Annotated in this window: 5 protein-coding genes; 1 reads left to right on the top strand and 4 read right to left on the bottom strand. The window is 35.2% G+C overall.

All coding sequences use genetic code 11. The annotated features are described in order from the left end of the window. Window positions 1-20 precede the first annotated feature (20 nt). From ACZ098_RS14575 to ACZ098_RS14560, 4 genes are all read right to left on the bottom strand, one after another. On the bottom strand, window positions 21-1,016 hold the full coding sequence (locus tag ACZ098_RS14575; protein WP_487312500.1) for a proline iminopeptidase-family hydrolase: 996 nt from the start codon (window positions 1,014-1,016) through the stop codon (window positions 21-23). Between the two features lie 27 nt (window positions 1,017-1,043). Then, window positions 1,044-1,934 (bottom strand): Ppx/GppA phosphatase family protein, encoded by an 891-nt coding sequence (locus tag ACZ098_RS14570; RefSeq protein ID WP_487312499.1) that lies wholly within the window; start codon window positions 1,932-1,934, stop codon window positions 1,044-1,046. 87 nt (window positions 1,935-2,021) lie between these two features. After that, window positions 2,022-4,142 carry a polyphosphate kinase 1 gene (ppk1, locus tag ACZ098_RS14565; RefSeq protein ID WP_487312498.1) on the bottom strand — a complete coding sequence of 707 codons (2,121 nt, stop codon included), beginning with the start codon at window positions 4,140-4,142 and terminating at the stop codon, window positions 2,022-2,024. A gap of 3 nt (window positions 4,143-4,145) precedes the next feature. Continuing rightward, on the bottom strand, window positions 4,146-4,628 hold the full coding sequence (locus ACZ098_RS14560; protein ID WP_487312497.1) for a SixA phosphatase family protein: 483 nt from the start codon (window positions 4,626-4,628) through the stop codon (window positions 4,146-4,148). 423 nt (window positions 4,629-5,051) lie between these two features. Here ACZ098_RS14560 and ACZ098_RS14555 point away from each other — a divergent pair. Continuing rightward, window positions 5,052-13,760 (top strand): DUF7507 domain-containing protein (locus tag ACZ098_RS14555; protein ID WP_487312496.1); only part of this gene is annotated, 8,709 nt, incomplete at its 3' end.

The raw sequence follows: 13,760 nt of genomic DNA, 5'->3' as shown, positions 1-13,760 counted from the left end.
CAAATCGAACGTTTTATAAATTATTTTTTTAAGAATTTTATCAAACCGTTCATGTAGGTTTGTTGGTCATCATACATGCTCATATGACTGCCTTTTTCACAAAATAAGTACGAACCTTTTGTAAACTGAGTTGCCATCCATTTCATGTATTCAGGATCCATTGTATCATATTTTGCACCGATCACTAAGGTCGGAATTGTAATATTTTTTAATTCTTTAGAAACATCCCAATTGGTTAATTTTCCTGAAATTCCAAGTTCGCTTGGACCTTGCATTGTGATGTAAAGTGACTGATTCAATCTACTTGACGCTCTGTTAACTGGCTCTGGCCATTCATTAACAGGCTTTCTCAAAATGTGTTGATTATAAAAATTGGCCATTAGCAATTCCATATACTTTGGATTATTATAATCTTTTTTTGCCTCTAAATCTTTGATAGTTTTTAAGATTTCTGGATTCATTTGTTTAGCTAAAACTTTAGAATATTCTCCATATTTAGGACAACTTGCCATCATGTTGGAAACTATTAATCCTTTTAGATTATCTTGATATTTTAAAGCATATTGCATTCCTAAAATTCCGCCCCAAGAATGACCTAATAAATAGAAATTGTCTTTATTTAAATTTAAAGCCACTCGAACTTGCTCTAACTCTTCAACATATCTAGGCAAATCCCACATTGTAGTATCGTTAGGATTGTCGGAAAAACCAGTTCCTAACTGATCGTAATAAATAAATTCAATTCCTTCTTTTGGAAGAAAACTTTCCATACATTCGAAATATTCATGGCTCATTCCTGGACCACCGTTTAGTAACAACAGTTTAATTTTAGGATTGTTTCCAATACGCTTTGTCCAAACTTTAAAATCACCTTTGGGAGTTTTAATCGTTACTTGTTTGACACCGCCATTTTGAATTTCTGAACTGGCATTTTGAAAATATTCGTTAACCGTACCTTCTTTTTTACAAGAAACTAATGTTAGTAAAGTTGCAATTATGCAGAATAATTTTTTCATGTTTCTTTAAATTATTATTATAACTAGTTAGATTGTTCCGAAATACATTGCTTTTACAATACCATCTGAAAGTCCAATTTTTGGAACATAAATGTGTCTTGCACCACTCCATTTCATGGCATTAAGATAAATTCGTGTTGCTGGAATTATTACGTCTGCTCTATCAGTGTTCAAACCTAGTTCGGCAATTCTTTGCTCGTAAGTTAGGGAGTTTAAATGTTGGTATTGTGCATTTAAATACATGTATGATAAAGGTTTGTCTTGCTGCTTACCCGACATTTTAAATAATTTGTTGATGTTTCCACCAGAACCAATTAATGTAATATTTTCAAAATCTTCGGTATTGGTTTTAATCCATTTTTCGATTTCATGCCAAACGACATCGTTTACCATATTGTTTAGCAATCGAACGGTTCCATTTTTAAACGATTTGGATTGCAACATTTTTCCATTTGAAAATATTGAAAATTCAGTACTACCGCCACCAACGTCAACATAAAGATAGGTTTTGTCTGTAGATAATAATCCGTGCAAATCAGAAGATGCAATGATTGATGCTTCAATTTTTCCGTCAATAATATCAATATCGATTTGTGATTTTTCTTTGATTATTTCAACAACTTCTTTACCATTGTAGGCTTCGCGCATGGCTGATGTGGCGCAAGCTTTGTATTTTTCGACCTTGTAAACTTTCATTAATAATCGAAACGCTTCCATGGCATCGACCATTCTGTCGATATTTTCTTGAGAAATTTCACCTACAGTAAAGGCATCTTGACCTAATCGAATAGGAACACGAATAAGTGCCGATTTATTGAATTGAGTTTCTTTATCGTCTTGTTCGACAACATTTGATATTAGTAATCGCATGGCGTTGGAACCAATATCTATTGCTGCGTATTTTTTTATTGAAATCATTAATTGGTATTGAATTTTAGTTTAGTGCATCTTGTATCAGATTGAATTAAAGACATCAACCAAAAACTGTTGTAAAACATGATAAAATTACAAATTATTTTCGTGGTTTTCTTCGAGATTATTTTTGTAATAATTATAAGTTTCTAATTGTGCACGAAAAACTGGCTCATTTTCTTTTCGTTTTCGGTACTTATTGTCTAGCTTTTCGGAATGAAATCGAGCTTTTACGTTGCCTTTCCAGCCGCATTCAAAATTATCAAGCAATTGTTTTTTTATATCTTCATCGTAAATAGGACAGCTTACCTCTACTCTACCATCGAGGTTTCTAGTAAGAAAATCGGCTGATGAAATGTAAACCTCAGGATTGTTGTCGTTACCAAAAATGAAAATGCGCGAATGTTCAAGAAAGTTATCGACAATACTAATTGCTTCAATGTTTTCTGACATGCCTTTTACTCCTGGGATTAAAGAGCATATACCTCGAACCTGAAGTTGAATTTTTACTCCAGCATTGCTCGCGTCGTACAATTTATCAATCATGGCAAAATCGGACAAACTGTTCATTTTAAGTTTTATAAATGCTGGGCGTTCGGCATTAGCATTGTGAATCTCTCTATCAATTAATTTATAAATTCTTGATCTAGAATAATGTGGTGAAACAATTAGGTGTTTGTAGCGGTGTAAACGGTAGTTAATGTCGAAAAATTCGAAAATTTTGGTAACGTCTTTTAAGATTTGCTGATGCGAGGTAAAAAGAGTTACATCGGTATATACTTTGGCAGTAGATTCATTAAAATTTCCAGTCGAAATGAAACCGTAGCGTTTTAGTTTACCGTTTTCCATACGATCAATTACACATATTTTACTGTGAACTTTTAGCCCTTTAATTCCGAAAATGAGTTGAATGCCTTCCGTTTGCATTTGTTCGGCATATGAAATGTTACTGGCTTCATCAAATCGGGCTTGAAGCTCTATTTGTACCACAACTTTTTTACCATTTTTTGCTGCATTGATGAGCGAACTAATAATTTGAGAATTCTTAGCCAATCGGTATAACGTAATTTTTATTGAGGTTACCTTTGGATCTAAAGCAGCTTCTCTTAAAAACTTAATAAGATAGGAAAATGACTGGTATGGTGCGCAATTTAAATAATCTTTTTGGGCAATTTTATTAAGAATACTTCCGTCTAACGACAATCCAGGAACTGGTAATGGGGTTTTCTGTTGGTATAATAAATCGAATCTGCCAAGGCTCGGAAAGTTCATATAATCACGACGGTTGTGGTAGCGTCCACCAGGAATTATACCATCAGTCGATTCAATACCCATATTTTCTAGAAAAAATTTAAGTGTATCTTTTCCTATTTCTTGATCGTATACAAATCGAACTGGCTCGCCAATTCTTCGGTCTTTTACAGATGATGCAATTTTTTCTAACATACTTTTACTCATATCAGAATCGATATCGAGTTGCGCATCACGAGTAATTTTAATCATGTGCGCTGAGATGCTTTCGTAATCGAAAATATTGAAAATACTACTTAATGAAAATCGGATAACATCGTCAAGAAAAATAATATATTGTTTTTCATCATTGGATGGTAAAACAACAAACCTGTTGATAGTATTTGGTATTTCAATTACGGCATAACGCACTTCTTTTTTGGGTTTTACCAAGCCCAACATTTTGGGTTTTTCATCGGTTTTCATTACTAATTTTACCGCTAAATAACCGGAAGTATCTTTTAGTAATGGAAATTCTGCTAAATCATTTAGGATAATTGTAACAAGTGCAGGACTAACTGTTTGAATAAAATAATCGTGAATAAAATTTTGATGATCCATGGAGAGTTGCTTCTCGTTAATCATTAAAATGTTTTCAGTTTTTAATTTTTCCTCAATTATTTTCAAGATGTTCAAACTTTCATCTTGTTGTTTTATAACAATATCTGTAATATCTTTTACCAGTTGTTGTGAAGATATACCGCCTAAAATTTTCTCACCAGAAACTCCAGAAAGACTTAGTCGTCTTATTGCAGCGAAACGTACTCTAAAAAACTCATCTAAGTTGTTTGAAAAAATTCCTAAAAACCTTAGCCTGTCAAGTAATGGAACTGACTCATCTGCAGCTTCTTGAAGTACTCTTGCATTAAAGGCTAACCAACTTTTTTCTCTATCGATGTAACGGTATTTTTTATCTAAATTCATAATTTATAAATGGCTGGGAAAAATAATTTTATCCGTTTTTCCTTTTTCTATTGTTTTCCAATCTTGGATTTTGAGTTGTAAAGAAACAAACCCAGACGTTGGAACATTGTCAATGTAAACATCTCCAAATTTATTAACAAAATCGGTAATAGCACCATTGTGACCAAAAATAATTAGCTGATTGCAATCATTTGGCGCAGATTTAACAATTTCTTCAAGTTGCTGTACGTTGAAAGTATATAAATCTGCTTTTACTTTAATTTTATCCTCGTGCAAATGCCAAGCGTTGATAAAAATTTTTGACGTTTCGAATGCTCTTGTCGCGAAGCTAGACCAAATTTGAGCATTTTCATGAATATATTTCGAAGTGTACGAACCAACTTTATTAGAATTTCTCACACCTTTCGGAATTAATACTCTCTCGAAATCCGCAACTTGATGTTCCCAACTGGATTTTCCATGTCGAATAAGAACTAAATTTTTCATTTTTAATTGAATTAGTAGTTATTTTGTATTATTAAACTTACAATAAAAACCTAATTATGTCATTAATCGTCAAAATATTGCATTTAATCGATTATTTATTTGGAAGCTTTAAATAAAGTATTTAGTTTTGTTTACTATTTTACAAATTAAAAGTTAAAATTTATTTCAAAAATAGATGAATAAAATGAAAGTTGTATTTCGATTATTTATAATTTATTTCTTTGCGCTAAATCCAATTATATCAAGACATACCGCAAAAAATATACTAAAAATAGCATTTAATCGAGTATTAATGTAATTGGTAGATTATATGATTTTAAATAAAAATTGGTATCTACTTTTGTTTACTATATCATGTCAAACTTTTGTTAAAATGACATTTTATGTATAAGATATCAAATATCCAAATAAAAAAATATAAGCATGAGAAAAATTATGCAATCATCAGTAAATAATAAAATTATGAATAATTTGAAGTTTTTACTCTCGTTTTTTTTAATTTTTGTTTCGTTAAATATTTATTCACAACAGGCACCAATTTTTACGACACCTACTTTAATTTCTGGGGTCGATAAACAAGTTGGGGCTCGATATCGTTACTCAAATGTGACCACTGTAAACGGAACTAGTGTTGATGCCATTCTAACAATTTTTGCAATAAATAGTGCAACAGTTGTTGATGTTGATAATCCATTCAATGGTGGTTTGATCAACCGTTTTCAACCTGTAATCAACTCTTTATCTGCAGGAGGGAATGTTGAATTTGAATTCAGTTTTTATGTTGCTGGAACTTACAATACATCAACACCACTTCAAATTGCATTAGAACAATTAACCATAGAAGCATTAGATATCGATGGGACAGAATTTTTTGATGTACGTAGACCAAACAATGAAAATTATGCTATTGAGGCTAACTCTTTTTTAACGGTTCAAAATATAAATCCTTTCACGAGATTTCAAGGACCGAGTAATTCTGTTGATCCAATTAGTGTTGCAAATACTCGTTATATAGCTGCAGTATTTTATTCAAACATTAACACGTTACGTTTCAGACTAGGAAATGCAAATGTTTCTTCAAACAGACAAAGCTCTATCAGTTTTGGTGAAGTTACTTTTAACGTTCCTAAACCACCTATAGCTAACAATGATTCTAGTTTATGTAATAATCCCGGAGTAGTGAGTTTAAACGTCACCACAAATGATGTAGATCCTAATAGTAATATTAATGTAAGTACTGTTGACTTAAATCAATCTGTATCTGGTATTCAAAACTCACTAGTTGTATCAGGTCAAGGAGTATGGACTGTAAATACTCAAGGTGTAGTAACTTTTACACCTGCGTCAGGTTTTACAGGTAATCCAACACCAATTTCCTATACGATTAACGATACTACTTCATTAATTTCAAATCAAGCACTTGTTACTATTAAATATAAGCCTGCTACACCAGTTGTATTGATAACACAAACAACTTGTGCAGTTTCAACTGGGACTATTACTGTATCTTCTCCTACGGGATCGGGTCTAAGTTATAGCATAAATGGCTCTACATATACTAATACGACAGGAATATTTAATTCTGTTGCACCTGGAACGTATTCAGTAACGGTTAGAAATAGTGATGGTTGTATCTCTACTGCAACTTCTGCAACTATAAATCCACAACCAGTAACTCCAGCAAGTCCAACCTTAACAGTAATCAATAATTGTGATGGCACTTCTACATTAACAGCTTCGAATTATACTGGAACTTTATTATGGAGTACAGGCGCTTCAACGCCATCTATAACAGTCAATTCTGCTGGAACGTATACTGCTACTCAAACCGCATCAAATGGCTGCACAAGCGCACCGTCTAGCGTTGTAGCGATGCCTAAAACTGCTCCTATCGTTACTAGTTCTCAAACAAATATTTGCGCTGGTACTTCTTTTGTTTTAAATGGGAATAATAATTCTGGCATATGGTCGCAAAATTCGGGTAATCCTGTTGGAGCAAATTTGGGTACATCTAGTAATGGAAATGCTACAGTAACTTTTGCAGATAGCGCTACTATTGGTACCTATAATTTTACCTTTACTTCTAATGGCTGTACTGCCATGACTTCAATACAATTAAGAGGTTGTAGCGATTTAAATATAATTAAAACAAATAATAATCAAAATCCAATAATTGGCACAAACGTTACTTTTACTGTCGTGGCGGAAAATCTTGGACAAAGCATTGCTCGTGATGTTGTCGTTACTGATGTTTTACCTTCTGGTTATACCTTAGTATCTGCTAACGTTTCTGCTGGAACAGTATCTGGTTCGACTTGGACAATTGGAAATTTAAATGTTGGAGCGTCTTTAACTTTGACAATTGTTGCTACTGTTAAATCAACTGGAAATTATGCCAATACTGCAACGATAACTGGAAGCAATTTTGATGTGAATTTGAATAATAATAGTTCGACATCCACTCCATCACCAGTAAATGCAATTATTAATGCCAACAATGATAGTGCTGGACCGATTAACGGAATATCTGGATTAAACAATGTATTAAATGTCTTCACAAATGACACTTTAAACGGAACTGCACCAACAAATTCATCAGTAATCCTTACTACGGTTACACCAAACCAGTATTTAGTCTTAAATGCTAATGGTTCTGTAAATGTTTTACCAGGAACTCCAAACGGAGTTTACAGTTTAACTTACCAAATTTGTGAAACTGTTAATCCAACAAACTGCGATACAGCAGTAGTTACAATATCAGTAAATGATGGAAATATACCTTGTAACACTCCAGATGTAATGCCGTTTACTTCTGCAGTATTTGATAATCTAAATGTTACAACATCTACATCAGGATTATGTGTTTTAGGTTGTGGAATTTCAAATTCTTCACGACTTATAGACAATAATTTAACCAATTTTGCCACTGCATCAACATCTATTGGAGTTGGCGTTACGCACAATCTTAGAGTAACTGATGGAAACACAACCTATCCTGCTGGAACTTTTGCTGGATACCGAATTGCTCCAAATGGAGGGTTGTTATCTGCCGATTTATTAAATAGTGTTACAATTAGAACATTTTTAAATGGTGCTATTAAAGAAACTTTTTCTGGAAGTTCTTTAGTTAATGTAAGTTTATTAGGAAATGCTGGTAGTTATGTTATTGGATTTAATACAAATCAAACTTTTGACGCAATTGAAATTTCGTTAAATAGTTTAGTTGGTGCCTTAACTTCTACAAATATTTTCTATCCAGTAATTTCTACTTATTGTGCTGGTCCAGCATTAGATTGTAATGTACCAACTGCGATGAACTATCCTGCTTTTCCAACAACAATTCAATACACGCATACTGGTTTAAGCGGAGTAAGCGTTGGAAGTGTTAGTAATGCAGAAAATGTTATTTCGGCTAGTAGTTCAGATTTTGCTTCATTAAATTTACTTGTAGGTGTTTTAGGATCTGCAAGTTTAGCTGTAAAAGACCAAGTAACCGATTATCCAGCAGGAACTTATGCAGGATTTGAAATTGAAAATACTAATTTAGTCAGTGTATCTGCATTAGGAAACATACAAATTAAAACGTATTTAAATGGAGTTTTAAAAGAGCAATTTTCTGGTTCTAATTTATTAGTAAACGGAACATTACTTAATACAACTGGACGATATAAAATTGGATTTGTTTCTACGCAAGCATTTGATGAAGTTCAAATTTCAATCAATCAAACTGTTGGAATAAATCTAGGAACTACGAGAGTTTATAATGCAGTATTTGAGAAATTTTGCGCTGGTCCAGATTTACCTTGTAATACAGCTTTTGCTCCAACAGCTCCTACCTATCCAGTTTTTATAAATGGAGTAAATACAGGAATCGATGGATTAGTATGTGCCTTATGTAATGTAAGTGCTACTGAAAATTTAATTGATACAAATGCAACTAATTTTGCTCAAATAAATTTAACTGCAAGTGTAGGTACAAGTGGAAAAATAGCTGTTAAAGATCAAATAACGGACTATCCTGCTGGAACATTTGCTGGTTATGAAATTGAAAATTTATCACTTTTAAACGTAAATGCATTTGATGCAATAACAATTACTACTTACTTAAACGGTGTGCAAAGAGAAAGCAAGTCAGGCAATAGTGCTTTGATTTCTCTAAACACAAATTTATTGAATGGAAATGGTAGACAAACAATTGGGTTCGTTTCTACATTAGCATTTGATGAAGTTCAAATTAAATTAACGAATCTAGTATCTGTTAATTTAGGTACAACTAAAGTATACAATGCAGTATTCCAAAAATTTTGCCCTACAACAGTTTCATGTAATACCACGTATCAATTAACTAATCCAACGTTCCCAGTAGTAATTAATGGTTCAAATTCTGGTATTAGTGGAGTAGCTTGCGTTGCCTGTGCTGTTAGCAATACTAACAACGTTCTAACTGCCAATACTGCTGACTTCGCAAATATTTCTATAACTGCTGGAGTATTAGCTTCAGGATCAATAGCAGTTGCTGATCAATTATTTACTTATCCAGCTGGAACTTATGCTGGGTTCACAATTCGTGATTTAAACGGTTTAATAGAATTAAATTTATTCAATTCACTTAGTATATCAACTTATAACAACGGAGTTCTTCAAGAAACAAGAGGTGGTTCGCAATTATTAAACTTATCAGCACTTGGTATAATTTATATTAACCAAACGGCAGGAATTTACAACGTAGGATTTAAAGCAACTTTACCTTTTGATGAAATTCGAATTAGAGTTGGATCTTTAGCAAGTGTAATAAATAATATTAATGTATTTGGTGCATTTGTAAATACTAAAGATAGTAACGATGGTGGAACAGGTTCTTTATCTTGTGCAAGCTCTGATTTGAGCATTGTAAAAACTGTTAATAATGCAACACCATTTGTTGGTTCTACTGTAACATTTACAATATTGGCTTCAAATGCGGGTCCAACCGATGCAACTAATGTTGTTGTTAACGATATTTTACCATCTGGATATACACTATCTAATTCTAGTGCATCAACTGGAACCTATAACAGTACTTCAGGAGTTTGGACAATTGGAAATTTAAATAGTGGTGCAAATGCTACATTAACTATCACTTGTATTGTTAAAGCTACTGGTAATTATGCTAATACTGCTGTTATCAGTGGTAGTCAACCCGACCCAAATTTAAATAACAATACTTCTACATCTACACCACTACCTGTAAATGTAATCGACGCAGTGAACGATGCTGGTGCTCCAATTATTGGTGCAACTGGTGGTCAATCAGTTCCAAATGTATTAGTTAATGATACACTTAACGGTAACCCTGCAACGCTTGCAACGGTAACGTTAACTCAAGTGTCGACTACCAATCCTGGTGTGACTTTGAACACTGCTGATGGTTCGGTGAATGTTGCTCCTGGTACGCCTTCTGGTTCGTATGTAGTGACTTACCAAATCTGTGAAATCTTAAATCCTAACAATTGTGATTCGGCTACTGTAACGGTAGTGGTGAACAATGCAAATATCGATGCAGTAAACGATGCTGGTGCTCCAATTATTGGTGCTACTGGTGGTCAATCAGTTCCAAATGTATTAGTTAATGATACATTAAACGGAAATCCTGCAACGCTTGCAACGGTAACGTTAACTCAAGTGTCTACTACCAATCCTAATGTGACTTTGAATACTGCTGATGGTTCGGTGAATGTTGCTCCTGGTACGCCTTCTGGTTCGTATGTAGTGACTTACCAAATCTGTGAAATATTAAATCCTAACAATTGTGATTCAGCTACTGTAACGGTAGTGGTAAACAATGCGGTGATTGATGCAGTGAATGATGCTGGTGCTCCAATTATTGGTGCAACTGGTGGTCAATCAGTTCCAAATGTATTGGTAAATGATACACTTAACGGAAATCCTGCAACGCTTGCAACGGTAACGTTAACTCAAGTGTCTACTACCAATCCTGGTGTGACTTTGAACACTGCTGATGGTTCGGTGAATGTTGCTCCTGGTACGCCTTCTGGTTCGTATGTAGTGACTTACCAAATCTGTGAAATCTTAAATCCTAACAATTGTGATTCGGCTACTGTAACGGTAGTGGTAAACAATGCGGTGATTGATGCAGTGAATGATGCTGGTGCTCCAATTATTGGTGCAACTGGTGGTCAATCAGTTCCAAATGTATTGGTAAATGATACACTTAACGGAAATCCTGCAACGCTTGCAACGGTAACGTTAACTCAAGTGTCTACTACCAATCCTGGTGTGACTTTGAACACTGCTGATGGTTCGGTGAATGTTGCTCCTGGTACGCCTTCTGGTTCGTATGTAGTGACTTACCAAATCTGTGAAATCTTAAATCCTAACAATTGTGATTCGGCTACTGTAACGGTAGTGGTGAACAATGCAAATATCGATGCAGTAAACGATGCTGGTGCTCCAATTATTGGTGCTACTGGTGGTCAATCAGTTCCAAATGTATTAGTTAATGATACACTTAACGGTAACCCTGCAACGCTTGCAACGGTAACGTTAACTCAAGTGTCGACTACCAATCCTGGTGTGACTTTGAATCCTGCTGATGGTTCAGTGAATGTTGCGCCTGGTACGCCTTCTGGTTCGTACGTAGTAACATACCAAATCTGTGAAATATTAAATCCTAACAATTGTGATTCAGCTACTGTAACGGTAGTGGTAAACAATGCTGTGATTGATGCAGTGAATGATGCTGGTGCTCCAATTATTGGTGCTACTGGTGGTCAATCAGTTCCAAATGTATTAGTTAATGATACATTAAACGGAAATCCTGCAACGCTTGCAACGGTAACGTTAACTCAAGTGTCTACTACCAATCCTGGTGTGACTTTGAACACTGCTGATGGTTCGGTGAATGTTGCTCCTGGTACGCCTTCTGGTTCGTATGTAGTGACTTACCAAATCTGTGAAATCTTAAATCCTAACAATTGTGATTCGGCTACTGTAACGGTAGTGGTAAACAATGCAAATATCGATGCAGTAAACGATGCTGGTGCTCCAATTATTGGTGCTACTGGTGGTCAATCAGTTCCAAATGTATTAGTTAATGATACATTAAACGGAAATCCTGCAACGCTTGCAACAGTAACGTTAACTCAAGTGTCTACTACCAATCCTAATGTGACTTTGAATACTGCTGATGGTTCGGTGAATGTTGCGCCTGATACGCCTTCTGGTTCGTATGTAGTGACTTACCAAATCTGTGAAATCTTAAATCCTAACAATTGTGATACAGCTACTGTAACGGTAGTGGTGAACAATGCTGTAATCGATGCAGTGAACGATGCTGGTGCTCCAATTATCGGTGCAACTGGTGGTCAATCGTTCCCGAATGTATTGGTAAATGATACACTTAACGGAAACCCTGCAACGCTTGCAACGGTAACGTTAACTCAAGTGTCTACTACCAATCCTGGTGTGACTTTGAATACTACTAATGGTTCGGTGAATGTTGCTCCTGGTACGCCTTCTGGTTCGTATGTAGTAACATACCAAATCTGTGAAATATTAAATCCTAACAATTGTGATTCAGCTACTGTAACGGTAGTGGTAAACAATGCAAATATTGATGCAGTGAACGATGCTGGTGCTCCAATTATTGGTGCAACTGGTGGTCAATCAGTTCCGAATGTATTGGTAAATGATACACTTAATGGAAATCCTGCAACGCTTGCAACGGTAACGTTAACTCAAGTGTCTACTACCAATCCTGGTGTGACTTTGAATACTACCGATGGTTCGGTGAATGTTGCGCCTGATACGCCTTCTGGTTCGTATGTAGTGACTTACCAAATCTGTGAAATCTTAAATCCAACCAATTGTGATACAGCTACTGTAACGGTAGTGGTAAACAATGCAAATATCGATGCAGTAAATGATGCTGGTGCTCCAATTATTGGTGCAACTGGTGGTCAATCGTTCCCGAATGTATTAGTTAATGATACACTTAATGGAAATCCTGCAACGCTTGCAACGGTAACGTTAACTCAAGTGTCTACTACCAATCCTGGTGTGACTTTGAATACTACCGATGGTTCGGTGAATGTTGCGCCTGATACGCCTTCTGGTTCGTATGTAGTGACTTACCAAATCTGTGAAATCTTAAATCCTAACAATTGTGATACAGCTACTGTAACGGTAGTGGTGAACAATGCTGTAATCGATGCAGTGAACGATGCTGGTGCTCCAATTATCGGTGCAACTGGTGGTCAATCGTTCCCGAATGTATTAGTAAATGATACACTTAACGGTAATCCTGCAACGCTTGCAACGGTAACGTTAACTCAAGTGTCGACTACCAATCCTGGTGTGACTTTGAATCCTGCTGATGGTTCGGTGAATGTTGCGCCTGGTACGCCTTCTGGTTCGTACGTAGTAACTTACCAAATCTGTGAAATATTAAATCCTAACAATTGTGATTCAGCTACTGTAACGGTAGTGGTAAACAATGCAAATATTGATGCAGTGAACGATGCTGGTGCTCCAATTATTGGTGCAACTGGTGGTCAATCGTTCCCTAATGTATTAGTAAATGATACATTAAACGGAAATCCTGCAACGCTTGCAATGGTAACGTTAACTCAAGTGTCTACTACCAATCCTGGTGTGACTTTGAATACTGCTGATGGTTCGGTGAATGTTGCGCCTGGAACATTAGGAGGAAATTATGAAGTTACATATCAAATATGTGAAATATTAAATCCAAATAATTGCGATACAGCAATAGTAACAGTATTTGTTCAAACTCCTTCGGTTACAATTACCAAAGATGGAACATATGTAGATTCTAATAACGACGGTATCACCAACGTAGGTGATGTAATCAACTACAACTTTGTGGTAACTAATACTGGAAACGTAACATTAACTAACGTAACTGTGACTGATAACAATGCAGTGGTAACTGGTGGTCCAATTGCAACTCTTGCTGTTGGTGCTGTCGATGCTACTACATTTACTGCTGTTCATACAATTACACAAGCTGATATCAATGCTGGTTTTGTCTACAACTTAGCTATCGCTACGGCAACTCCGCCAACTGGTCCAAACGTTACAGATACTTCTTCTGATCCAACGCCTTGTACT

It is taken from the genome of Flavobacterium sp. SP2 (genome assembly GCF_057626655.1).
This window is presented reverse-complemented; position numbering and strand designations above follow the sequence as displayed.

Bases quoted from the DNA above. Each gene is read 5' to 3' on its own strand.
- ppk1 (WP_487312498.1), bottom strand. From the start codon at position 4,142: ATGAATTTAGATAAAAAATACCGTTACATCGATAGAGAAAAAAGTTGG.
- ACZ098_RS14575 (WP_487312500.1), bottom strand. From the start codon at position 1,016: ATGAAAAAATTATTCTGCATAATTGCAACTTTACTAACATTAGTTTCT.
- ACZ098_RS14570 (WP_487312499.1), bottom strand. From the start codon at position 1,934: ATGATTTCAATAAAAAAATACGCAGCAATAGATATTGGTTCCAACGCC.
- ACZ098_RS14560 (WP_487312497.1), bottom strand. From the start codon at position 4,628: ATGAAAAATTTAGTTCTTATTCGACATGGAAAATCCAGTTGGGAACAT.